This is a genomic window from Cryobacterium sp. Y50 (assembly GCF_002929805.1).
Classification (GTDB): Bacteria; Actinomycetota; Actinomycetes; order Actinomycetales; family Microbacteriaceae; genus Cryobacterium.
In genome coordinates this window covers 49631-72177 of record NZ_PJJM01000098.1, presented here as the reverse complement: position 1 = coordinate 72177, position 22547 = coordinate 49631, and the positions used below count along the sequence as shown (strand labels likewise).

Below are 22547 nucleotides of genomic sequence, written 5' to 3'. Positions count from 1 at the left end.
CATTGGATATCGCGCGCGGTTCATGGTCGGATGGGCAATCTGGCTGCGTCAATTGGCTGCTGCAGCGGTGTGCTGATGAGTTGGGAAATGGTGTTGGCTGCGAAGCCGAAGGCCGTGGTCATACCAATGCCACTCGCCACAGTCGCCACCCAGACACCGGGGATCGGCTGCTCCTGCACGAAGACGTCGCCGCGGCCTGCCGCGTACACTCCTCGCCAACGTCTCCGCACGGTAACGCTGTCGACCCCGAACAGGCATCGCGTCTCCTCAAGCAGCAGGTCGTCGCTGGCCTCGTCTTCGAACGGTGTCTCGGTCACCGAGAGGTGGTGGGTATCACCAACAATGAGTCGACCATCCGGCCGCTGGGTAAACATCAGGTTGACCTGCTGCTCGATCAGTTGCGGCCGCAGCCGCTCGAAATCTGACCGCACCGCGGCGGCGCTCGGCTGCGCAGCAAAGCCGTCGTAGCGGAGTAGCCCTAGGCCGGTGAGAATGGCGGGGCCGATCCGAATACCACGCGGAGTGTCGATTTCGAGCATCCGCAACCTGCACCGGTCGATCTGCTGCGTGGCAGCCAACTGCGGGAATAGTCGATCGATGTCGTGTCCAACTGCAACCACGACGGCAGCAGCCCGAATGGGACCGCGGGAGGTCTGCAGCATCCCCTCTTGAATCGAGCCAACGTTGGTGGCATAACTGAACGTGACGCCCAGCGTCTGCAAATACGAAGCGAGCGCCGGAAGGGCGTGAGGCGGATCCACCCGGAGGTCGAGGGCGAGATGAGCTCCTCCGACGGCGCCGGGCGCGTCGAATCCAAGGAGCTGGGCGGTCTCTTCGGCAGTCAGTAAGACCGCCTGATCGCCGCGCTCTGCCCGAAACTCCTCGAGCACGGCGAGCTCCGCGACAGTGCGCGCAATCACCACGGTTCCCGCCTGGGTTATCGGGGTCCCGGCGGCTTGCGCAACCTGCAACCAGTCCTCGCGTGCAGCGAGCGCGAATTCCAGGGCACGCCCAGACTGTGCCGTGGTACCGATGTGGCCGAAGTTGCGAATCGATGCTCCAACGGCGAATTCGTCTCTCTCGACGACGTGTACTCGTAAACCTGCCCTGACCCCATGCCATGCATGCGCCAAGCCGACAATACCTGCGCCAATAATTACCAGGTCGTAGACGGTGCCGGTCAGGTGCTCAGGGGTGCCGCTTGGCGCCATTTCGTTGCTCATACAGAAAGCACACCACAACCTGGGAATACAAGTGAGAGAATTGGGCAATGGCAAAGAACTGTTCATTTGACATTCATCTGCATAGAGCTTTATGAATAGGCAGTTCCATCTGGCTACGCCGACACACTTGTATATACTGGTGGAATGACGGCAGACTCCATCGCTCTTTTTGCAAAACATGACCTCATTGCCGCAGAACTACGTGAACAGATCGAATCCGGTTCGCTTGCGGTCGGCGCTGATCTACCGTCTGAATCGGACTTGCAGTCCCGGTTTGGGGTCTCGCGCGGTCCAATTCGGCAGGCTCTGGCAACTCTTCGCAGCGAAGGTTTAATCGAAACCACGCAGGGTCGTCCGCCGCGGGTGCGAGCTCAACCATTGGTCCAGTCCATCGACGATTTCTTTTCGTTCTCGTCGTGGGTGCGTGCCCAAGGGAAGGTGCCCGGTCAACGCACCTTTGAGATTGCGCGTCGACGCGCCGCTCCCGCGCTCGTGGCGCGGATGGGGCTGGCCGAAGGCGAGTTTGTCGTCGAGATCGTGCGCTTGCGGCTGATCGACGGTATCCCGACCATGATTGAGCGCTCTTCCTTCCACGACTCGATCGGCAAAGCGCTACTCACTTTCGACACAGACAGTGGCTCGATCTACGAGTATCTAATCGATAATGGCGCCGAACTCGACGAGGGCACCCACGTCGTGGATGCCGTTCCTGCGGCGCCGCTAGATGCGGAACTTTTGGGCGTGGAGACCGGCGCCCCTCTTTTGCGCGTGCGCCGCGTAACGCGTTCGCGTCGAGGGCTGATTCTGGAGACTTCCGATGATCGCTACCGGTCCGATCAGGCGTCCCTCCTGATCCAGAACTCAAGAAACGAGAATCGCCCGACGCCAATCGTCGCTCGCACCACGCATACAGTGGCCAATGCTTAAATCCATCTACACCTCAACCAGAAAGCTTCAAATGACATTTCAACTTGCGTCTCTCGACATGGCCGGCACCACCATTGATGAGCGCGGAATCGTCTATCGAGTGCTGCACGAGCAACTGGAATCAGCAATTGGCTGTGCGATTGACGAATCCATAGTTTCACGCTGGAATGGAACGTCGAAGCACACCGCAATCGTCGGCGTGCTCGACGAACTTGGCATTGACGACGTGGACGTAGACGCCCTGTATGCCCATTTCCTGGTGGCGCTGGCCGCCCGATACGAGTCCGAACCTCCGACTCTTTTCCCCGGGGTGCGTGAATCAGTCGCTGAACTGCGATCCCGGGGTGTGAAAGTCGCCCTCCAGACCGGCTATACGCGCGACATCGCCGAATCTCTCATGCGTTCCGCGAGATGGGAACTCGATGCAGTGGATGCGCTGGTGACCGCCGCCGACGTCGCCGAATCGCGTCCAGCTCCGTACATGATATTCCGGACAATGGAGGCCACCGGGGTCACCGATGTTCGACGGGTGCTTGTCGCTGGCGACACCGTCAACGACCTGCGCGCTGGAACGAATGCCGGCGTCGGCTACGTCGTGGGCGTCCTGACGGGGGCGCATGATGTCAAGCGGCTCGGCGTAGAGGAGCACACTCACCTGTTGCCGAGTCTGGCCACCGTGGTCGAGCTTCTTTGATCACACTCCAAGTAGAACGGGTCAACTAACTCGGAACCTGTAGACGAAAAAGAGGCGCGGTTCACCCGCGGTTCAACACGATCGTGCAGCCTGTGTTTGGTCAGATCCACACCAGCCAAGGGGAAAATCCGTTCTGTTGCGCGGGTCGGAGCGAGCAGCCCACGAGTGGGACCTGATCGCCTGCTGCCATAATCTGATGACGCTGCACACCAGGAAAACCAAGGCGTTCGTGGTCGCGCACACCTCGCTGATGGGCTCCCCTACCGGAGTAAGGCCGTCTTGCCGCGCCAGCCCTTTCTTCGGCTAGCGCTAGACCGACGAGACGCCGAGGACGTCTACGATCGACACAGCTACGCTCAGCAAAATTGGACCGCATGTTGTGGAATCAATGTCGAAGGGGAGTCAATGTCGAAGGGGAGTCATCGACCCACGCTTTCATGCGATCTGATGCAGGAAAATCGTCCTGGCCTCAAGTGGAGACACACTCACCGGACATCTCGATTGGACGACATTGTGAAGCAAACAAAGTTATCGCTGCGAAAAGAATGACAGTCATTCTTGCCGACAGGCCAACGGTCCGACCGGCGGTCATGCGCGGGGGTGGGCGAGCCCGTAGCTGGCCTTGAGGCGTTCGGCGGAGACGTAAGTGTAGATCTGCGTGGTGCCGAGACTGACGTGTCCGAGCAGTTCTTGCACGGCCCGCAGGTCAGCACCGCCGTCCAGCAGATGGGTGGCTGCCGTGTGACGCAGAGCGTGCGGCCCGGCCGGACCTGTACCGGGAACCTCGGCGAGCAGGGCGGCAACCAGACGATACACCCCGCGAACACCAAGGCGCTGCCCCTGTCGACCGAGAAGCAACGCGGCATTGCTGGGTGATGATGCGGAATGTGCTCTGCTGCTGGCCGTTGCGGCCGAGCTCACGGCTTGGTCGACTAGAGCGGGTCGGGCCTGGCCGAGGTACTTTACGATCGCACGCTGCGCCGGCACACCGAACGGAACCACACGCTCCTTGGACCCCTTGCCAGTGACGCGAACGGTCAGCCGGTCTAGGTCGACATCAACGACGTCGAGTCCGACCAGTTCGGAGACACGCAGCGCAGAGGCATAGAGCAGTTCGACAATCGCTAAATCGCGCACGGCCACCGCTTCTCCGCCTGTGGCCCGAGCCACCAGCAGGTTGAGCAGCTCGTTCATTTGGGTGTGCGTGATTACCCGGGGCAGGGTATGGCCCGGCTTCGGCGAACGAAGGCGCACGGCTGGATCCGCACTGTCATCGCTGGTGCGAGCCAGCCAGGCCGTCAAGCTGCGTGCCGTCGCCGACCGGCGGGCGAGCGTCGCCCGGGCCAGGCCAGCCTGGGTGCCAACCCACAGCCATTCTCGGAGCAGTTCCAGACTCAGATCAGCGGATATCGCAACGCCACGGTCGACTGCAAACGATGCCAGCTGCGCCAAATCGGTGCGGTAGGCCCGAACGGTGTTCGCCGAGTAGCCACGCTCTGCACTCAGGTAGCGCAGAAACGCGTCAATGTCATCGGTCAGCTGCACGGGTTCACTTTCTCTTGCTCGGCCTCATTGTTGACGAGAGAAGGCTTCGAGTCGGTCTTCGGCTGAGAGGGCGGCAAGTCGTTCGAGGTGGTCTGCCGAAAAATGTGTTGTGGTCTTGAAGGTGCCAAGCGGCACCTGCGAATGCGTGATCTGATCGGAATAGACGTGCACGAGGTTGAGTGCCTGACCGCCGTTCATCCCGGTCAATTCACGAGTTGGAGCGCTGAGATCCATCGTGTAGCAGGTAGCCGCCGCCACCGACACCGGAATTCCGGCGAACATGCCCTGGGTCGCATAATGCAAGTGCCCGCCGAGGATGGCACGTACGTCGCTGCCGGCCAGAACCTCTGCCAATCTCGGCTGCTCGCGCAGCTCGAGGACTCTCATGAGCGGTAGCGGCGTCGGAATGGGCGGGTGATGCAGGGCCAGAATGGAGCCGTGGCGAGCGGGTGTGCTCAAAAGCTGACAGAGCCACTCCAGCTGAGCGTCGGTGACCTCGCCGTGGTGATAGCCCGGAACGCTGGTATCGAGCGCGATAATTCGCAGGCCGTCGAGGTCAAGGATCTGGTCGACGGGCGCCTGATCGACGGTGTCGTGGTGGATCGGCGCTTGCTCAGCAGAAATTTCGCGCGCGGTCGGTGACTCAACGGTCGGGTAGTCAGTGCGACCGTCTAACTCATCCTTCGGGTGTGCGCCGAGCAGCGTGGCACGAAAAGCAGCCCGATTATCGTGGTTGCCCATCACCCAGATGATCTTGGCCTCCCACCGAGCGGCGGCGGCCTCCACGATGCCACGGATGCGCCGGTAGGCATCCGCTTCACCGCGATCGGCCACGTCACCGGTGAAAATTAGTGCGTCAGGGCGGATGCCCGACCGATGCAGCTGTTCGAAGGCACGATGCACGGTTTGATCGGTGTCGACGGTTCCGTAGAGCACCGCGGCATCGGCGAGAAAATGCGTGTCGCTCAGGTGAACCAAAATCTTTTCAGCGGGAGCATACTGGCCCCAGTGTACGGTCGACATGACCCACCCTTCGTCACAATCCAGCCTACGGGCTACCACCGACACTCGGGTTCTGCGGGGCTGACACGCCGGAGGGCCTGCTCGGCAGCTTGAGCCTCCAGTACGCCCAGCGCACCGAGCCGGCCTTACGAGCGGGTCGTTACGCCCGGCGAACCCAGCCGGCCTCCCGTTCTTGGGCGGCCCCGTCGAGATCGAGACCACCAAGGGCACCTCGCACGGCCGAACTCGACAGACCGGCACGGCGCGACAGGTCGGCGACCGTGCGCGGCGAGCGACCACTGAGGGCATCAAACACGCGGATCTGGTCACTCGTGCGGGGTACCGGGCCGGCGCCGGCGTCGGCGTCGGCGATCGGAAAGTCCAGCGGCACCTGAATCGACCGCTCGCCGACGAGCTCAGCCATTTCGCTCGGATTCGTCACGCAGACGGCGGCGAATTCGCGAATCAGGCGATGGCAGCCGGCCGAGGTCGGGCTCGTAATGGGGCCAGGCACCGCTCCCAGCGGGCGGCCGAGGGCCGAAGCGTGGCCGGCTGTGTTGAGCGAGCCGGACCGCCAGCCGGCTTCGAGCACGACCGTTGCCGCGCTGGACGCGGCGATGAGCCTGTTTCGTTGCAGAAACCTCCATTTTGTGGGTGCTGCGCCGCAGGGAAGCTCGGAGATAACGGCGCCGGAGGCCACAATGCGAGTCAGCAGGGAGTCGTGGCCGCTCGGGTAGAACCGATCAACTCCCCCGGCGAGGAATGCCACGGTGCTGCCATCGCTGGCGAGAGCGGCTCGGTGGGCCATTCCATCGATGCCATAAGCAGCTCCAGACACGATGGCGAAGCCGCGGTCGACGAGCCCGGCCGAGGCCTCCATGGCGATGTGTTCGCCGTATCCCGTGGCGGCTCTGGCTCCGACCAACGCGATGGAGTTGGGCAGTGCGGCGAGGGCAGAAGGTATACCACGCCACCACAGGGCGAGCGGAGCGTGCTGCTCGAGGTCGTTCAATGCCTCCGGCCAGAGAGCATCCGTGGCCAACAATAACCGGGCCCCGACGCGAACCGCCTGTTGCAGCGAGCGGATGACCTCGGTCGAGTTGAGCCGCGGGCGCCAGCGCTGCAGCCCCAGGTCGAGGGCCTGTACGAGTTCGGCGCTGGTGTCGCCATTCGCTTCGCTGAAATCGGTGGACGGACTCACGGCGAACAGCACACTCGGGCCAGCCGTCGCGTCGCCGGAGCGCGCGTCGCGGACCAGGGCGCCGAGGCGCACCGGGCTCCACGACTCGAGGATTGCAGTCAGGGCGACGCTGGCACCAAGGCTCGCCACGAGCAGTCCGGCCGTGCCGTCGCCCGGCTCGGCGATGCCAGACCAGGCCGCGCGGGCGGACACCTCGGCGACAGTGGCGGTGTCGGCACCCATCGCGTCTGCGACAGAGAGGGTCGCTGTGTTGTCGGCGCTGCCCGAGACGACTGAGCTGCCCGAGACGACTGACCTACCCGAGACGACTGAGCTACCCGAGGCGACGGCGCTGTCACAGTCATCCGAACTGCCGGTAGCAGCAGTACTCCCGGAATCTTCCGGGCTGCCGACCAGGTGGAGTCTGTTGGTGATCGGCACCGGGGCTACATCGTGGCTATGTTCGCAGTTGGCGCCGACATCAGCCGCCGGTGGCGCGTCGCCTAGCGCTGACTTGCCACCGCGCACCCCCGCAGTAAGTTCTCTGACCTGGGACTCGTCGAGACCGAAGAGCTTCATGGCGTCATTCCTTTTCGTAGGTAGAGGGCTTGACCGACCTGGTCGGCGCCGGGGCTGGTGAGACCGTCGTAGTCGGCGAGGGTCCAGGCGATGCGCAGCACCCGGTCGTAGCCGCGCATGGTGATTCCGCCACGTTCGAGGGCGCGATCGAGTCCCGCGGTGCATGCCGGGGTCAGCCGCACTTGGGCGCCGCGCAGCCACGGGCCCGGAACCTGAGAGTTCAACGTCCACGGTGTGCTTTGCAGCCGCTCGGCCGCCGCGCCGCGGGCGCGGACCACCCGGTTTCGGGCGCTGCCGCTGGTCACGCGCGTCGTTCCGGCGGCGAGGCGCAGCTGGGCGGCGGTGATGCGCTTGACGTTGAGCTGGATGTCGATGCGGTCGAGCAACGGACCGGAGATGCGCGCGAGATAGCGTCGGCGCGCGTTTGGCGGGCAGGTGCAGCTCAGGTCTGCAGCCCCATACTGCCCGCAGGGGCACGGATTGGCCGCCATTACCAGTTGGAAGCTGGCCGGGAAATGCGCGACGGCGTTGGCGCGGTGAATGCTGATCCAGCCGGATTCCAACGGCTGGCGCAGTGCGTCAAGCACGGGCGAAGCGAATTCGGGGGCTTCGTCGAGAAACAGCACGCCGTGCGAGGCCTGCGAGGCAGCACCGGGACGAATCTGACCGTTGCCACCGCCGACCATAGCCGCGGCAGTCGCGGTGTGATGGGGCGCTTCCCACGGCGGCCGGGTAATCAGGGCATCGCCCAGTCCGAGACCGCTGAGCGAGCGAAGAGAGCTGACTTCGAGCGAGCTGACCGGGTCGAGGTCGGGCAACAGCCCGGGCAGTCGGGCTGCGAGCATGGTCTTACCGGCACCGGGCGGGCCGAGCAGTCGGGCTGCGAGCATGGTCTTACCGGCACCGGGCGGGCCGAGCAGAAAAACATGGTGCCCACCAGCGGCGGCGATCTGCAAGGCCAGGATGGCATCGTCGTTGCCGATCACGTCGGCCAGGTCGGGTTCGGCAGCCAGGCTGCTCGATCCGGTCGCCGCCAGGATCGGCTCGACCGGGATCGGCGGGAGGTCTGCCCCGTGCCAGATCGCTGCCTCGCGCAGCGACGCGACGCCGATCACTCGAATATCGGGAACGAGTCGCGCCTCTGCCTCATTACCGATGGGTACCATCACAGTCGTGTGCCCGAGGCGGGCGGCGGTCATCACGCCCGGCAGAATTCCCGGGGTCGGTCGCAGCCGCCCGTCGAGGGCGAGCTCGCCGAAGTGTACGACCTTGCCCACCGACCCCTGCGAAATGGTGCTGTCGGCGGCAAGGCAGGCCAGGGCGATCGCGAGGTCGAACCCGGCGCCGTGTTTGGGTAACGCGGCCGGCGACAAATTGATGGTGAGGCGGTGAACGGTGAGGGGGCATCCGCTGTTGGCAGCTGCGGCGCGCACCCGCTGGGTGGCCTGGGAAAGGGCAGCGTCGGGCAGGCCGATCAGAATCATGCCGGGCAGTTGCGCCGAAATATCGGCCTCGACCTCGACGAGCGCTCCGGTCAGGCCGAGCAGCGCCACGGCATGGGTGCGGGCGATGCCCATCAGAACACGCCCTCGAGGTGTTCGATGACCGGCTCGCGGCCCCGCGGAGCGATCACGGCGATGACGTCGAGCCGGATTTGGCGCGGCCATCGCTCGGCCTGCACACACCAGGCTGCAGCAAGGCGGCGCATCCGGGCGAGTTTTTTCATGGTGATGGCTTCAAACGGATGCCCGAAACGGAGGCTGCTGCGCGTCTTCACCTCGACGAAAACCACCGCGGAACCGCGTTGCACGACGAGGTCGATCTCTCCCTCGGCGCACCGCCAGTTTCGGGTCAGAATTGTGTAGCCGGCACCCTCGAGAAAGTGCGCGGCCTGCTCTTCGCCGAGTTTTCCGACTTCGTCTTTGCGCGCCACGAGTGCCTCCGAGAACCAGAGTGACCGCTCGAGCGTAGCCGTGGCCGGACCACCCCCGCATTGGTGCAGAACGCGGCGACCCGGGCGCTGTGGAGGAGGCTACCCGGGGGGCTGCACGAACAGGCCGTGCTACTCGTCCTGCATTACGAACAGGCGTCGCACGATCTCGCCGGCGACGAGCGCATCAAGGCTCTCGTTGAGGTCGTTGAGCGGACGCGTATCGGTGTGCAGCAGCTCGACCGGCAGCTTGCCGTCGCGCCAGAGCTGCAGATAAGCCGAAATATCCCGGCTCGGCACGGAGTCGCCCATATAGGAACCGAGCAGCCGGCGGCCGAGCCCAGCGAACTGCAGCGCCGGCGTCGTGATGGACTGCTCGGGGTGCGGCAGACCGACCGAGACGAGCGCGCCACCACGGGTGAGAAGGGCGAGGCTCGCCTCCATGACCCGGGCACTGCCGACCGCCTCGATGGCGAGGTCGACACCGTCGTTGGCATACGTGTTCACGAGCTCCGCGGCCTGGTCGGGCGATCCAGCGTGGTCGGCGCCGCAGCGCAGGGCAAGGGCTTGTTTTTCGGGCAGCGGATCGATGGCGATCACGGTCGTGCCATCGACCTGCGCGGCGGCCATGACCGCCATCAGGCCGACCGCGCCGAGTCCGAACACGATTACCGATTGGCCGGGCGCGAGCGCGCCGGTGTTGAGCACGGCGCCGATGCCGGTGAGGGCCGCGCAGCCGAACATGGCGGCGATGTCAAAGGGAACGTCCTGATCAATCACCACGACCGATTCGCGGGCGACAACCGCGTACTGCGAGAAGGCCGAGACGCCCAGATGGTGGTTGATGCGTTCCCCAACGTCGCTCGCCAGCACCGCCGGGCCGTGCAGCAGGTCGCCGGTTCCATTGGCCTCGGCGCCGCGGTGGCAGAGTGCTGGCCGCCCGGCCAGGCAGGCCCGGCACTCGCCACAGCTCGGCACGAACACGAGAACGATCCGGTCGCCGACCTTGAGGTCGTCAATACCTTCGCCGAGCCCGGCAACGGTTCCCGCGGCTTCATGGCCGAGCGCCATCGGCAAGGGGCGCTGGCGCGAACCATCAATGACCGACAGGTCTGAGTGGCAGAGGCTGGCCCGTTCGATGCGCACGAGTACCTCGCCGGCACGCGGCGTCGGTACCGGAACCTGCTCAAACGTCAGCGGGCGGCTGTCGGCGTAAGGGCGCGCCGAGCCGGCTTCGCGAAGAATCGTGCTGAGCATCGTTGTTGGAATCATTCCTCCAACCTATCGTCAGAGCCGACGTACGCTGGGCCTATGAAAACTCTGCGCCACCGGGCGACCGACCTCGGCATGCTGGTGATGAACGGCGGGCACCGGATGCTGCTGGCTCTCTCCGGCGGACGCCTCGGCTGGACCATCGGCACCATGCAAACCGTTGAGCTCCAGACGATCGGCCGCAGCAGCGGGCTTCCTCGGTCGACGATGCTCACGGCGCCGATTCACGAGGGCGGGCGGTACGTGCTGGTGGCGTCCAAGGGCGGCGATGACCGGCATCCGTTTTGGTATCTCAACCTCGTGGCGCAGCCAAACGTGGACCTAACTATTCGCGGGGTGACGCGTCCGTTTCTGGCGCGCACCGCGTCATCCGCGCAGAAGGCCGCACTGTGGCCGCGCATTGTCGCCGCCTACCCCGGATATGGCGCATACCAGAAGAAAACCGATCGTGACATTCCGGTGGTCATCTGCGAACCCGTACCCTGATTTCGCTCCGGGCCGAGACTTGCTGATCTCCGGGAAAGGGTACGCCAGCCCGAGCGCCGACCCGCGTCCTCGCTGCTGGGGCTACCGTACGAAAGCGAGCCCACGATAGATCATGGGCCCGCTTTCCGCGCCCGGAAAGCAATACAAGTAAGACGGGTTAGGCGACCGGCTCACGGGTTTCGACGGCGAGGATGGCCGGGAAGATGAGCGTGTTCACGCCGGCCATCTCCTCGAGCACCCGGATGACCTGGCAGCTGTAGCCGAATTCGTTGTCGTACCAGACGTAGACCACAGCCTTCTGCTCGGTGACGATGGTGGCCAGCCCGTCGACGATACCGGCCCGACGCGATCCGAGGAAGTCGCTCGAGACGACCTCGGGGGAATCGATGTAGTCGATCTGCCGGTGCAGCGAGGAGTGCAGCGACATGGTGCGCAGATAAGTGTTGAGCTCGTCCTTCTCGGTGGCGACGGCCAGGTTGAGGTTGAGGATGGCCATCGATACGTCGGGCGTGGGCACGCGAATCGCGTTGCCGGTGAGTTTGCCGGCGAGCTCGGGCAGAGCCTTGGCAACGGCTTTCGCTGCACCGGTCTCGGTGATCACCAGGTTGAGCGCGGCCGAGCGACCGCGACGGTCGCCGGAGTGAAAGTTGTCGATGAGGTTCTGGTCGTTGGTGAAGGAGTGCACCGTTTCGACGTGGCCGTCGATAATGCCGTAGCGGTCGTTGATCGCCTTGAGCACCGGGGTGATTGCGTTCGTGGTGCAGGACGCCGCGGTGATGATGCGGTCGCTCGCCAGGATGTCGCCGTGGTTGATGCCGTGAACGATGTTCTTGAGCACGCCCTTGCCCGGCGCGGTCAACAGCACCCGGGACACTCCGGGGCATTTCAGGTGCTGCGATAGCCCCTCTTCATCGCGCCATTTACCGGTGTTGTCGACGACGATGGCGTCGTGAATGCCATATTGCGTGTAATCGACGCTGGCCGGGTCCCCCGAGTAGATCACCTGGATGAGCGTGCCGTTGGCGAGGATGGTGTTGTTCTCTTCGTCGATGGTGATCGTGCCCTCGAACGGGCCGTGCACCGAGTCGCGGCGCAGCAGGCTCGCGCGCTTCATCAGATCGTTGGCAGATCCGCGCCGCACGACGATCGCCCGCAGGCGCAAGCCCTGGCCGCCACCGGCATGCTCGATCAGGATGCGCGCCAGCAACCGGCCGATGCGACCGAAGCCGTAGAGCACGACGTCGGTACTGGTCCGATCGTCGAGTCCGTGCTGGCCGACGACGTCGGCGAGTTCAGCACGCAGGTATTCCTCGAGGGTGACGCGGCCGTTCTGTTGCCGAAAGCCGAGGGCGAGCCGGGCGAGGTCGATCGACGCTGCTCCGAGGTTGAGGCCGTCGATGGTCTGCAGAATCGGCAGTGTCTCGTCGAGCGGCAACTCGACATCCGCTATATGACGCGCGAAGCGGTGCGCCTTGAGCAGGCCGATGACCGACCGGTTGACCAGGCCACGCCCGTAGACGCTGGTGACCACATTGTTGTCGCGGTATAGGCGCCCGATCAGGGGAATCATCGCCTCGGCCATGGACTCGCGGTTGCTCCACAGAGCACGGGCACGATCAGCGTCCTGAATCACAGGGTTGCCTTCCTAAACCATCGTTAGTCAGTTAGACGGAACATGTCCGGCCACCTGCGGCCCCCGGAGTCATTCCTTATTCGTCGAGCGCAAGTTCCTTGGGGAGTTCGAAGTCTTTCGACGCGAGCTCTTCTACGTTGACGTCCTTGAAGGTCAGCACGCGCACCGACTTCACGAACCGGTCAGAGCGGTATACGTCCCAGACCCAGACGTCCTTCATGGTCAGTTCGAAATAAAAGTCGTGCTCAGTGTCACGGCGTACTAATTCGACCTCGTTTGCGAGGTAGAAGCGTCGTTCGGTTTCGACGACGTACTGGAACTGGCCAACGACGTCTCGATATTCCCGATACAGGGCTAACTCGACCTCGCGGTCGTAGTCCTCGATTTCGTCTTCTTCCATGGTGACTTCATCTTACAATGAGATTTTCAGCCACGATTTTCGGTGTAAAGCGCTCGGTCCGAGCAGGTCGATCGCGCTCATGTGCGCCGCGCTGCCGTAGCCCTTGTTCGACGCCCAGCCGTAGCCGGGTTCGTCGTCGTGCGCCGCGATCATCAGACGATCGCGGTGTACCTTCGCAATAACGGATGCCGCCGCCACCGACCCGCAGTCGCGGTCGGCTTTGACGCGGGTCACTACGTTGAGCGGGGTAACCAGCGCCTTGTTCAGCCAGTCGTCGCTGCCGTCGAGCAACACGACGCTACCCGCCACGTCGACGCCCTGCGCATACAGGTCAGACAGGGCACGCTTGCCGGCCAGACCAAGGCAGGCGATGATGCCGAGTTCGTCGACCTCCGCGGCCGAGGCGAGTCCGACAGCGGAAAACGTCGCCCACGCCGCGGCGAGCGGCGCAAGTAGTTCTCGGCGCGGCTCGCTGAGCATCTTTGAGTCGCGCAGGCCCTGCGGCATGGTCTGAACGGATGCGTTCACCGCGGCGAATCCGACGGCCACCGGCCCGGCGAGGGCACCGCGGCCGACCTCGTCACACCCGATCACAAAGCTCGCGCCGCGGTGCAGCAGGTCGAACTCCACCTCGAGGGTGGGATCGGACACCGCCACTACTCGAAGCCCTGCTCGGCCTGCTCGACCTCGCGGAACACGTCGGGATACTCCTCGAGCCAGGCCCAATGGGCCAACGGCCAGCTCACGACGAGCGCCCGCCCGACGACATTCTCGACGGGCACATAGCCCTGACCGGCAGTCTCGCCGTTGAAACGGGAATCCTTGGAATTGTAGCGGTTGTCCCCCATCATCCACAGCGAGTCGTCCGGGATGGTCACATCAAAGTCAATGTCAGAGACCTTGTCCTCGCCGGCCGGCAGCAGCACATAGGCGGATTCATCGAGCGGAACGTCGTTCACACTCATCTGGCCGAGGGCGTTACAGCAGACGACGTGGTCACCGGGCAGGCCGATGACCCGTTTGATCAGGTGGTCGTTGCTGTCGGGGGCAGACAGGCCCACGACCGAGAACAGCCAGTCGGCGCCGGCGACGATCGGGTTTTGCACGATCTCGGCCTGCGGCAGCAGCCATCCGCCCGGATCTTTGAATACGACGACATCGCCGCGCGTGATTGGGATGAGCTCGGGTTCGAGCTGGTTAACGATGATGCGATCGTCTACCTGCAGGGTGTTCTCCATCGACCCGGACGGGATGTAGAACGACCGAATCAGAAAGGTCTTGATCAGAAACGAGATGAGCAGGGCCACCACGAAAATGATCAACAGGTCGCGAATAAAGAGCAAGACGCTGCGCTTCCTGCTGGGCGCCTGTGTACTTCGTGCCATCTTGCTTCGGGACCTCTTCGACTCTGACACCCGATGATCGGACCTGGACGCGAGCACTTCATCTGTCATTTAACCGCCTGAGCTCCCCATCAGTTTAGGTGATGGGGAGCTCAAGCGAATCCGGCTGGATCGTGGGTTGGCGCGAAAGTTAGCGCTTTTCCTTGATCTTGGCCTTCTTGCCACGCAGGTCGCGCAGGTAGTACAGCTTCGCGCGACGAACGTCACCGCGGGTCACGATCTCGATGTGGTCGATGACCGGGGAGTGCACCGGGAAGGTACGCTCGACGCCGATCTGAAAGCTGACCTTGCGAACGCAGAACGTTTCGCGCACGCCTTCGCCGGAGCGGCCGATGACGACTCCCTGGAAGACCTGGATCCGAGAGCGGGTTCCCTCAATGATGTTGACGTGAACCTTGACGGTGTCGCCGGCACGGAAGTCAGGAAGATCCTTCTTCAACGATGGGGCGTCTACCGCGTCGAGAATATGCATATTATTTCGCTCTCTGTACCCGCCACAGGTCGACTACGCTAGGTGCTTCATTCGAAGCAATCAGTATGAGGATGTGCGCCGCGAAGTGCAGGTTCCCCTGTGGCAGAGTCCTGCAGCGGCACAATCAGCTATTGTGCCATGATCCGAGCCCGGCTGCAAAGTCGGGCCCCTGGAACAGACCCCGCTGTCAGGCCCGGTCGCGTTTCTCTTCGATGACGATAACCTCGGGGGTGCCAGGGCGACCAAAGCCTGGTGTTGGCTTGGTCGTCTTCGGCGCCGCATAGGGCAGTGGATATCCCGGCGCGGCCGGTGCAGACTGCCCGCGTGCCGTCTGCTCCACCCGGTCGACCATCGCGCGCATTCGACGCTTGGCGGAGTCGAACAGCTCCCAGAGCGCGAACCAGAACACGGCGAGTCCGCCGACGATGACCAGCACGCTGAGCCAGCCGGCGGCATCCGTTGAAAAAGGAATGGCGATGATGAGCGCGTGCCAGAGAGTGAGAACGCCGACGTCGGCGTAGGAGACGGCGCGGGTTTCGCGCACCTCTTTACGCGCATAGAAGAGGAGAGCGACCAGGAGAAGCCCCAGGCCGATGAGCACGGCTCCGAAGAAGATGCCCAGAACGGCCCAGGCGCCCGATCCGAAGATCGAGGACCCGACGAGGAGCCAGAGCGGCAGCGCTCCGGCGGCAATGAATTGCCAGTGGTAAAAGGTGCGGCGGATGATCACCGGGCCAGTTTATCGACGACGGCTGGGGCTTTGCTTGGCGTTCGCTGGGGGCAGAAGATCGGGCGACATCAGGTCGGGGCGCACCCGTTCGGTGCGTTCGATCTGCTGCTGGTGACGCCAGGTGCTGATGGCGCCGTGGTTACCGCTGAGCAGCACCTGCGGTACGTCGAGGCCGCGCCAGCTGGACGGTTTGGTATAGCTCGGGTACTCGAGCAGGCCGTCTTCGTGGGATTCCTCGACGAGGCTGTCTGGGTTGCCGACGACGCCGGGGATGAGGCGCCCGATGGCTTCAATCATGGCCATCACGGCGACCTCTCCCCCGTTGAGCACGTAGTCGCCGAGGCTGACCAAACGCACCCGGCCGCGGGCCTCGTAGTGGTCGACGACGCGCTGGTCGATACCCTCATACCGGCCACAGCCAAAAACGAGATGCTGCTCCAGCGAGAGTTCGCGCGCCATCGCCTGAGTGAACTGATCGCCAGCCGGGGAGGGAAAGATGAGGATCGGGCCGTCGGTGGCTGCGTCGACGCGCGGGATTTCGGCGCCGAGGATGGCGTCGAGGGCGGCGCCCCACGGTTCCGCCTTCATGACCATGCCGGCACCGCCGCCATAGGGCGTGTCGTCGACCGAGTGGTGCCGGTCGTAGGTGTGGTCGCGCAGGTTGTGCACGCCGAGTTCGATCAGTCCGCTCTGGCGAGCCTTGCCGAGCAGCGACAGATTGAGCACATCGAAGAATTCGGGAAAAATGGTGACGATGTCGATGCGCATGGTCAAATTCTAGAAGAGTCCGAGGTTCGCTTTCGCCTCGAGGTACCGGTCGATGACCAAATCGACCAACGGAGCGGGGACCGGGGCGCCCGGAACCAAAAGCGGAGCGGTGACCAACTCGGCACCGACGCTCTGGGCGCGGGTCAGATCGAAGAAGAATCCCGGTGCCATCAAATAGGTACTCACTGTGACGCTGCCGCTGCGCAGCCGGGCCTCCGTGACGGCGCAGGCCAGACGAGGCGTGGCCGCGGACAGAAAACCGACCGTGACACGCACGCCGAGGCGCTGCGCCAGCATCTCGCCGATCCGGCGGCAGTCCGCCACCGCGCGTTTGTCGCTAGAACCGGCAGCGGCGAGAACGACCTCGCGGCCGGGCAGGGCGGTGAATCCGGCGGCATGCAGCCGGTGCTCGAGTACATCGATGAGGCGACCATCGGGGCCAAGTGCCCGGGAGACGGTGGTCACGCGGCCGGGCACGCAGGTCTCGCGTTGCAGATCGACGTGCACGTGATAGCCGGCGGAAAGCAACAGGGGCACCACCACTGCGGCACGATTCGGACGCAACGCGCCGAGGCTGGCCGCGACATCCGGTTGTTGCACATCAACGAAACCGCCGGCCACGCCCAGATCCGGGCGCGCAAGCGCGACGGCATCGACGAGGGCGGTGATAGCGGCCTGCCCGTCAGCAGAACTCGTGCCGTGCGAGATGGCGACGAGGGCGGCGGGTAATGCCGTCTTCTGCGCGGCATCCGCTTGATCGATGCGGAGTCGATCGGCTCGCAACGGGTCGGTGCGGGTCTGCTGGGTGTGAGCCGAGGTGGTTCGCACCTGCTCGGTGCTGAGTCGTTCGCCGAGCAGGGTCATGCCGCCTCGAGATATGCGGTCTCGACCGCGACCTCGATGAAACCGCCAACGACGCGGGTTTCGTAGGTGTTCAGCACGAGCGTCGGGTTGGTGAAGCATTTCCCGGTGCCGAGGTCGTACACCTCTTTGTGCAGCGGTGAGGCGATGGTGGGGCGGTCGCCCCTGGAGCCGACGATGCCGCGGGCCATGACGTGGGCCTCGGTGTGTGGGTCGCGGTGGTCGACGGCATAGATCTCGGTGGGTGAGAGCAAAAACAGGGCGATCTGGTTCTTGCGGATGAGAGCCGCTTCACCCCAGCAGGGTTCCAGATCGGCCACGGCGCAGGCGCGCTCCCAGACCAGGGTGGGGCGGGTCAGCGCGGCAGTAGGGCGAATCTCGGCCGTTGTCATCGTCATCGTCATCGTGCGCTTCCAGGGGATTTTATCGGGCGGTGTCGCGTTTGTGCGTTGGTCCCACGGTAGGCGAGCCATATTTCGGCCAGTCGCCCACTATGTTTCCTCGCCGTGAAACTCGCCTCACAGCGAGGCTGCGTCGCTGTGGGGCTTTCGACCAGCACGGGACACACGAGCGACACGAGTGGGAAACTGCCCCAAACTACGCTCACAAATGCCCCGCTTCGAAAGGATGCTGATGCCAGCTTCGAATGAAACCGCTTCCGCGTATTCTGCCCCAGACCCCACAACGACCGCTGGGGCTGCGACACACGCCGTCACATCGACGAGCAAAGCGGATGCCGCCATTCCCGCTGCCGAGACGCTGCGCCGGGTCATCGTGATCGGCGGCGGCCCGGCCGCGCACCGGCTCACCGACGCTCTGCACTCCCGCGACACCGAGCACACCCTGTCGATCGTCGTGCTGGCCGAGGAAAACCACCGCCCCTATGACCGGGTAGCACTGAGCCAGCGGCTCGCCGGAATGATCGACCTCACCTTGGAGCCCAGCACCCCGTGGGACAGCGAACGGATCGCGCTGCGCATCAACGAACGCGCCACCCGCATCGACCGGGTCAACCAGACCGTCACGACCTCGGCCGGAGCCGTGCTCGAGTATGACGACCTCGTGCTCGCCACCGGGTCGAGCGCGCCCGTACCGGAGATGCCCGGTCACGAACACATTCGGGTGTACCGCACCCTCGATGACGTCGACGCCCTCGTCGACGAACTCGCCGCCCTCACAGCCTCACTCGGCCGCACCCCCAAGGTCGTCGTGGCCGGCGGCGGACTGCTCGGCCTCGAAGCGGCCGGCGGACTGCACAAGCTCGGCGCCGAGTCCGCCATCGTGCACTCGGGCGGCTGGCTGATGTCGGCCCAACTCGACGAGGGCGGCGGACAGGCGCTCGGCCGGATCATCGTGTCCCAAGGAATCGAACTGCACCTCGGCACCCGGGCCCGCACCATACTCACGAACGACGACAACACCGCCGTGACCGGCCTGCAACTCGGCACTGGTCGCGAAATCGCCGCCGATATGGTCGTTTACGCGATCGGCATCTCCCCGCGCGACGAGCTGGCCCGCAACGCCGGACTCTCCGTCGGGGACCGCGGCGGCGTCACGATCGGCAACGACTGCCGCACGAGCGATGCAAACATCTGGGCGATCGGCGAGGTTGCAAGCTGGAATGACCGCTGCGTCGGCCTCGTCGCCCCGGCCAACGCCATGGCCGAGGCCGTGGCCGACCGGCTGCTCGGCGGCAGCGCCGAGTTCACAACCGTCGACGATGCCACCAAGCTCAAGCTCTCCGGCGTCGACGTCGCAAGTTTCGGCGACGCCCTCGCCACCACAGCGGGTTCGCTCGAAATCGTCTATGCCGACCCGGCCCGAGGCCTGTACCAAAAACTTGTGATGACCGACGACGCCAAGACCCTGCTCGGCGGTATCTTCGTCGGTGATGCTACGCCCTACTCGGCCCTGCGCCCGATGGTCGGCCGCGAGCTCAGCAGTGAACCCGCCGCGTATCTCTCAGCAGCCGGAGCCGAGGCTCCGGCCTGCGCCGAACTGCCCGACGATGCGCTGGTCTGCTCTTGCAACATGGTCTCGGCCGGCGCGGTACGGCAGGCTGTGCGCGGCGACGACCCGGGAACTGAAAATGCTCATGACGCCTGCACCGAACTCGGTGCGCTCAAGAGGTGCACGCGCGCCGGCACCCAGTGCGGGTCGTGTGTGCCACTGGTCAAAAAGATCCTCGAGGCCGAGCTGACGGCATCCGGTCAAACGGTGTCGCACTCGCTGTGCGAACACTTCGAACTCAGCCGCCAGGAACTGTTCGAATCGGTGCGGGTGCTCGGGCTCACGTCGAGCGATGAAATCTTTTCACGCTTCGGCATCGGCCGCGGCTGCGATGTCTGCAAGCCCGCCGTCGGCTCGATTCTGGCCAGCCAGAACACCGCCTACATTTTGGATTCCGGCCGCGGTAGCCTGCAGGACACCAACGACCGCGCCATGGCCAACATGCAAAAGAACGGCACCTATTCGGTCGTCCCTCGCATTCCCGGCGGCGAAATCACCCCGACCAAACTCGCCGTGATCGCGCAGGTTGCGCTCGATTTCGACCTCTATACCAAGATCACCGGCGGCCAGCGGATCGACCTGTTCGGCGCCCGGCTGGAGCAGCTGCCCGACATCTGGCGCATCCTGGTCGACGCCGGATTCGAATCCGGGCAGGCATACGGCAAGGCGCTGCGCAACGTGAAATCGTGCGTCGGCTCGACCTGGTGCCGGTTCGGGGTGCAGGATGCCGTCGGCCTCGCGATCCGTCTCGAACTGCGTTATCGCGGGCTGCGCGCGCCGCACAAGTTCAAGTTCGGGGTCTCGGGCTGCGCTCGGGAGTGTGCAGAGGCCAAGGCGAAGGATGTCGGCATCATCGCAAGCGACAACGGCTGGAACATGTATATCGGCGGCAACGGTGGTTTTCAGCCAGTGCACGGGCAGCTGTTCGCGACCGACCTCGACGAAGAAACCCTGATCAAATACATCGATCGCTACCTGATGTACTACATTCGTACGGCCGATCGCATGCAGCGCACCGCCCGCTGGATGGAAGACCTCGAGGGCGGCCTGGCGCATGTGCGCGACGTCGTCATCAATGACTTGCTGGGCCTGGCAGAGGAACTCGAACAAGCCCTGCGCGCTCACGTCGACAACTATGAAGACGAGTGGGCTGCGACACTCGCCGATCCAGAGCGGTTGCGCCGGTTCCGTTCCTTCGTGAACGCGCCGACCGAACCCGACCCGAGCATCGCGCTCGTTACGGAGCGTGACCAAATCCGGCCGGCGACCCCGGCCGAGCGAGCCTCGTCGGGTACTGTTCTCCTAAGTGGAAGCCGCATTCCTGTACGAAATGAGTAAGCAAATGACAGCCCAGAATTTTCGAACGGCTGGGTCAGTCAGCAGCGGATCAGTCACACTCGTGGGCGGCGGCCCCGGCGCCGCCGGGCTGCTGACCGTGGCAGCGGTAGCTGCCCTTGTTCAGGCGGATGTCGTGTTGTTCGACCGCCTCGCCCCGACCGACGAACTCGCCCTGCTCGCGCCCCTTGCGGTCCTCATCGACGTCGGCAAGCGCGCCGGCAGCCATCCGGTCTCGCAGAGCGGTATCGAAGAACTCATTGTCGAACATGCCCTGGCAGGCAAGCGCGTAGTGCGGCTCAAAGGAGGCGACCCCTACATCTTCGGGCGCGGCAGCGAAGAAGTTCTGGCCTGCCATCGCAACGGCATTCCGGTGACCGTGATTTCCGGCGTCACCAGTGCGATCGCGGTGCCGGCCGCGGCGGGAATTCCGCTCACCCACCGCGGTATCAGCCACGCATTCACCGTGATCAGCGGCCACGCGCCGCTCACCGATAACGAGCTCGAGGGTCTCACTCTGCTCGGCAGCACCATCGTCGTTTTGATGGGTGTCGGCACGCTGCCGACCCTGAGCCAGGGCCTGCTGCGCCACGGCATGCCCGCCGGCATGCCGGTTGCGATTATTGAGCGCGGCTTCAGTGCTACCCAGCGCACGACCGTGAGCACGCTCGCCACGGTGCTGGCCGATGCGGCCGCAGCCAGCGTGCGCAGCCCCGCCGTGCTTGTCGTCGGCGAGGTCGTGCGCCTCGCCTTCAGCGGTGACGCCGCCGCGAACGACCTCATTGCCCGCGCCGCCGAATTTTCGGTGGCCGACTGATGGTGGCGACAAACGACGTGGTCGGGCCGGTTTCGGGAGGCGAGTCCGCGGCATCCACCGCACATCTGCCAGCACCGAACCTGCACGCGCACAACGTACGCCTGCCGAAAGCGACCGAGCTTATTGATGTCACTGCCCCGCTTCTGCAGCCGAACCAGCTCGAGGGATTTCGCATCGGCGTGACAAGTGATCGCCGCTCGAGCGATCTGATCGACGCCTTCGAACGACGCGGCGCGCGGGTCGTGCACGCACCGACGCTGCGGATTGCCCACTCCGAGCAGGACGGTCCGCTGCTCACTGACACCAGAACTCTGATCGCCGCTCAACCCGATATTCTGCTCGCGACAACCGGTTACGGCGTGCGACGCTGGTTCGAAGTGGCCGAGGCCGTTGGCATCGGCTCCGGCCTGACCGACGCACTGGCCGACACTACGATTCTGGTGCGTGGACCCAAGGCACGCGGCGGCATTCGCGCCACCGGGCTGGACGACTCCGGCATGAGTGATTCGGAGACCACCGCCTCGCTCGTTGACAAGGTTTTAGCCGAGTATCCCCCGGGGCTCACCATTGGCATCCAGGTGCACGGAGCCACCGACGAGGTGCAACTCGATCGCCTGCGCGCGGTGCACGAGCGCGTGCTGGTCGTGGCTCCGTACCGCTGGATCGCCATGGATGACACCGATGAGCGCGTCTACAAGCTCGTGGAAGCCATCTGCTCCCGCCAGCTGGACTGCGTCACGTTCACGAGCGCACCGGCCGTGCATGCCCTGTTCACCGCGGCGGAGGGAATGGATGTCTACCCCGAGCTCATTGCAGCGTTACAGACTCGGGTTTGCGCGGCCGCCGTCGGACCGGTGACCAGTGCGCCGCTGATCGCCGCGGGTATTGCGCCGATTCAACCGACCCGGTTTCGCATGGGCGCACTGATCCGGTTGGTTTGCGAACACCTCGAACAAAACATGATCGAGCGCATCGAGACCCAGAACGGGCTCGTGCAGTTGCGTGGTTCGATCGTGCAGATCGGCGAAGAACGCGTGCAGCTTCCCCCAGCGGCACTCGCGATTCTGCGCGCTCTGGTGCGGGCGCGCGGAGCGGTCGTCTCCCGCGAAGACCTCGCGTTGGCCGGCTACTTCGACGATCACGCGATGGAGGTGTCGCTCAGCCGCCTGCGGCAGACCCTCGGCGTGCCCGGGCTGGTCGCGACCGTGGTCAAGCGCGGTTACCGGCTCAACGTGTAGCCGCCCGGCAGACAAGTGCCGGTGCGCTCCCATTCGGCCGAC

The 22547-nt window shown here is 64.5% G+C and carries 22 protein-coding genes; 6 read left to right on the top strand and 16 right to left on the bottom strand.

The features are described from left to right. Nucleotides 1-20 precede the first annotated feature (20 nt). On the bottom strand, nt 21-1223 hold the full coding sequence (locus tag CXY73_RS14650; RefSeq protein ID WP_199184267.1) for a TIGR03364 family FAD-dependent oxidoreductase: 1203 nt from the start codon (nt 1221-1223) through the stop codon (nt 21-23). A 144-nt stretch (nt 1224-1367) separates the two neighbouring features. Here CXY73_RS14650 and CXY73_RS14645 point away from each other — a divergent pair, with 144 nt between their 5' ends. Next, on the top strand, nt 1368-2150 hold the full coding sequence (locus CXY73_RS14645; protein ID WP_104178120.1) for a GntR family transcriptional regulator: 783 nt from the start codon (nt 1368-1370) through the stop codon (nt 2148-2150). 31 nt (nt 2151-2181) lie between these two features. Then, nucleotides 2182-2844 (top strand): phosphonatase-like hydrolase, encoded by a 663-nt coding sequence (locus CXY73_RS14640; protein ID WP_104178119.1) that lies wholly within the window; start codon nt 2182-2184, stop codon nt 2842-2844. A 588-nt stretch (nt 2845-3432) separates the two neighbouring features. Here the strand turns inward: CXY73_RS14640 and CXY73_RS14635 are convergent. The 6 genes from CXY73_RS14635 to CXY73_RS14610 form a co-directional block, all read right to left on the bottom strand. After that, nucleotides 3433-4389, bottom strand: a complete 957-nt coding sequence (locus tag CXY73_RS14635; RefSeq protein WP_104135424.1) for a tyrosine recombinase XerC — start codon at nt 4387-4389, stop codon at nt 3433-3435. Nucleotides 4390-4413: 24 nt separating this feature from the next. Then, nucleotides 4414-5412 carry a metallophosphoesterase gene (locus tag CXY73_RS14630; protein WP_104178118.1) on the bottom strand — a complete coding sequence of 333 codons (999 nt, stop codon included), beginning with the start codon at nt 5410-5412 and terminating at the stop codon, nt 4414-4416. 139 nt (nt 5413-5551) lie between these two features. Next, nucleotides 5552-7150, bottom strand: coding sequence for a DNA-processing protein DprA (gene dprA / locus CXY73_RS14625; protein ID WP_233198360.1), 1599 nt, complete (start codon nt 7148-7150; stop codon nt 5552-5554). Further along, on the bottom strand, nt 7147-8727 hold the full coding sequence (locus CXY73_RS14620) for a YifB family Mg chelatase-like AAA ATPase (protein ID WP_104178117.1): 1581 nt from the start codon (nt 8725-8727) through the stop codon (nt 7147-7149). The genes dprA and CXY73_RS14620 overlap by 4 nt, the downstream gene beginning before the upstream one ends. After that, nucleotides 8727-9083, bottom strand: a complete 357-nt coding sequence (locus CXY73_RS14615) for a YraN family protein (protein WP_104135427.1) — start codon at nt 9081-9083, stop codon at nt 8727-8729. Before CXY73_RS14615 ends, CXY73_RS14620 begins: the two co-directional genes overlap by 1 nt. A gap of 129 nt (nt 9084-9212) precedes the next feature. Beyond that, nucleotides 9213-10352 (bottom strand): alcohol dehydrogenase catalytic domain-containing protein, encoded by a 1140-nt coding sequence (locus CXY73_RS14610; protein ID WP_233198359.1) that lies wholly within the window; start codon nt 10350-10352, stop codon nt 9213-9215. Nucleotides 10353-10391: 39 nt separating this feature from the next. Here CXY73_RS14610 and CXY73_RS14605 point away from each other — a divergent pair, with 39 nt between their 5' ends. Beyond that, entirely contained in the window at nt 10392-10838 is a 447-nt protein-coding gene (locus CXY73_RS14605) for a nitroreductase family deazaflavin-dependent oxidoreductase (protein WP_104135429.1), read from the top strand. 157 nt (nt 10839-10995) lie between these two features. Here the strand turns inward: CXY73_RS14605 and CXY73_RS14600 are convergent, their stop codons facing one another. The 9 genes from CXY73_RS14600 to nirD all read right to left on the bottom strand — a co-directional run bounded on the left by CXY73_RS14600 (nt 10996) and on the right by nirD (nt 17509). Continuing rightward, nucleotides 10996-12471: a glyceraldehyde-3-phosphate dehydrogenase gene (locus CXY73_RS14600; protein ID WP_255411388.1), complete on the bottom strand. Its 1476-nt coding sequence runs from the start codon at nt 12469-12471 to the stop codon at nt 10996-10998. Nucleotides 12472-12547: 76 nt separating this feature from the next. After that, nucleotides 12548-12871 carry a DUF2469 family protein gene (locus CXY73_RS14595; protein ID WP_092449218.1) on the bottom strand — a complete coding sequence of 108 codons (324 nt, stop codon included), beginning with the start codon at nt 12869-12871 and terminating at the stop codon, nt 12548-12550. A 12-nt stretch (nt 12872-12883) separates the two neighbouring features. Next, nucleotides 12884-13528, bottom strand: a complete 645-nt coding sequence (locus tag CXY73_RS14590; protein ID WP_104178116.1) for a ribonuclease HII — start codon at nt 13526-13528, stop codon at nt 12884-12886. Continuing rightward, on the bottom strand, nt 13528-14256 hold the full coding sequence (lepB, locus tag CXY73_RS14585) for a signal peptidase I (protein WP_104178115.1): 729 nt from the start codon (nt 14254-14256) through the stop codon (nt 13528-13530). The genes CXY73_RS14590 and lepB overlap by 1 nt, the downstream gene beginning before the upstream one ends. Nucleotides 14257-14404: 148 nt before the next feature. After that, entirely contained in the window at nt 14405-14746 is a 342-nt protein-coding gene (rplS, locus tag CXY73_RS14580; RefSeq protein WP_092108884.1) for a 50S ribosomal protein L19, read from the bottom strand. A gap of 187 nt (nt 14747-14933) precedes the next feature. Next, nucleotides 14934-15476 (bottom strand): MFS transporter, encoded by a 543-nt coding sequence (locus tag CXY73_RS14575; RefSeq protein ID WP_104135432.1) that lies wholly within the window; start codon nt 15474-15476, stop codon nt 14934-14936. A 9-nt stretch (nt 15477-15485) separates the two neighbouring features. Beyond that, complete coding sequence (gene trmD, locus CXY73_RS14570; protein WP_104135433.1) at nt 15486-16244, bottom strand: tRNA (guanosine(37)-N1)-methyltransferase TrmD; 759 nt, start codon at nt 16242-16244, stop codon at nt 15486-15488. Nucleotides 16245-16253: 9 nt separating this feature from the next. Beyond that, complete coding sequence (locus CXY73_RS14565) at nt 16254-17108, bottom strand: sirohydrochlorin chelatase (protein WP_104178114.1); 855 nt, start codon at nt 17106-17108, stop codon at nt 16254-16256. Continuing rightward, nucleotides 17105-17509, bottom strand: a complete 405-nt coding sequence (nirD, locus tag CXY73_RS14560; protein ID WP_369831246.1) for a nitrite reductase small subunit NirD — start codon at nt 17507-17509, stop codon at nt 17105-17107. Before nirD ends, CXY73_RS14565 begins: the two co-directional genes overlap by 4 nt. A gap of 229 nt (nt 17510-17738) precedes the next feature. On the opposite strand from nirD, the gene nirB reads away from it, so the two are divergent. From nirB to CXY73_RS14545, 3 genes are read left to right on the top strand one after another with little or no spacing between them, the layout of a single operon-like run. After that, nucleotides 17739-20453: a nitrite reductase large subunit NirB gene (nirB, locus tag CXY73_RS14555; protein ID WP_104178142.1), complete on the top strand. Its 2715-nt coding sequence runs from the start codon at nt 17739-17741 to the stop codon at nt 20451-20453. A 4-nt stretch (nt 20454-20457) separates the two neighbouring features. Beyond that, nucleotides 20458-21267: a uroporphyrinogen-III C-methyltransferase gene (gene cobA, locus CXY73_RS14550; protein ID WP_233198358.1), complete on the top strand. Its 810-nt coding sequence runs from the start codon at nt 20458-20460 to the stop codon at nt 21265-21267. After that, entirely contained in the window at nt 21267-22505 is a 1239-nt protein-coding gene (locus tag CXY73_RS14545; protein WP_104178113.1) for a uroporphyrinogen-III synthase, read from the top strand. Before cobA ends, CXY73_RS14545 begins: the two co-directional genes overlap by 1 nt. The last annotated feature ends 42 nt before the right edge of the window (nt 22506-22547 follow it).

Excerpts from the sequence above, each read along its gene's own strand:
- CXY73_RS14620 (WP_104178117.1), bottom strand. The coding sequence starts at position 8,727 with ATGGGCATCGCCCGCACCCATGCCGTGGCGCTGCTCGGCCTGACCGGA.
- CXY73_RS14630 (WP_104178118.1), bottom strand. The coding sequence starts at position 5,412 with ATGTCGACCGTACACTGGGGCCAGTATGCTCCCGCTGAAAAGATTTTG.
- cobA (WP_233198358.1), top strand. The coding sequence starts at position 20,458 with ATGACAGCCCAGAATTTTCGAACGGCTGGGTCAGTCAGCAGCGGATCA.
- nirB (WP_104178142.1), top strand. The coding sequence starts at position 17,739 with ATGCCAGCTTCGAATGAAACCGCTTCCGCGTATTCTGCCCCAGACCCC.
- CXY73_RS14605 (WP_104135429.1), top strand. The coding sequence starts at position 10,392 with ATGAAAACTCTGCGCCACCGGGCGACCGACCTCGGCATGCTGGTGATG.
- CXY73_RS14595 (WP_092449218.1), bottom strand. The coding sequence starts at position 12,871 with ATGGAAGAAGACGAAATCGAGGACTACGACCGCGAGGTCGAGTTAGCC.
- rplS (WP_092108884.1), bottom strand. The coding sequence starts at position 14,746 with ATGCATATTCTCGACGCGGTAGACGCCCCATCGTTGAAGAAGGATCTT.
- CXY73_RS14640 (WP_104178119.1), top strand. The coding sequence starts at position 2,182 with ATGACATTTCAACTTGCGTCTCTCGACATGGCCGGCACCACCATTGAT.
- trmD (WP_104135433.1), bottom strand. The coding sequence starts at position 16,244 with ATGCGCATCGACATCGTCACCATTTTTCCCGAATTCTTCGATGTGCTC.
- lepB (WP_104178115.1), bottom strand. The coding sequence starts at position 14,256 with ATGGCACGAAGTACACAGGCGCCCAGCAGGAAGCGCAGCGTCTTGCTC.
- dprA (WP_233198360.1), bottom strand. The coding sequence starts at position 7,150 with ATGAAGCTCTTCGGTCTCGACGAGTCCCAGGTCAGAGAACTTACTGCG.
- CXY73_RS14650 (WP_199184267.1), bottom strand. The coding sequence starts at position 1,223 with ATGAGCAACGAAATGGCGCCAAGCGGCACCCCTGAGCACCTGACCGGC.
- CXY73_RS14545 (WP_104178113.1), top strand. The coding sequence starts at position 21,267 with ATGGTGGCGACAAACGACGTGGTCGGGCCGGTTTCGGGAGGCGAGTCC.
- CXY73_RS14610 (WP_233198359.1), bottom strand. The coding sequence starts at position 10,352 with ATGATTCCAACAACGATGCTCAGCACGATTCTTCGCGAAGCCGGCTCG.
- CXY73_RS14565 (WP_104178114.1), bottom strand. The coding sequence starts at position 17,108 with ATGACCCTGCTCGGCGAACGACTCAGCACCGAGCAGGTGCGAACCACC.
- nirD (WP_369831246.1), bottom strand. The coding sequence starts at position 17,509 with ATGACGATGACGATGACAACGGCCGAGATTCGCCCTACTGCCGCGCTG.
- CXY73_RS14645 (WP_104178120.1), top strand. The coding sequence starts at position 1,368 with ATGACGGCAGACTCCATCGCTCTTTTTGCAAAACATGACCTCATTGCC.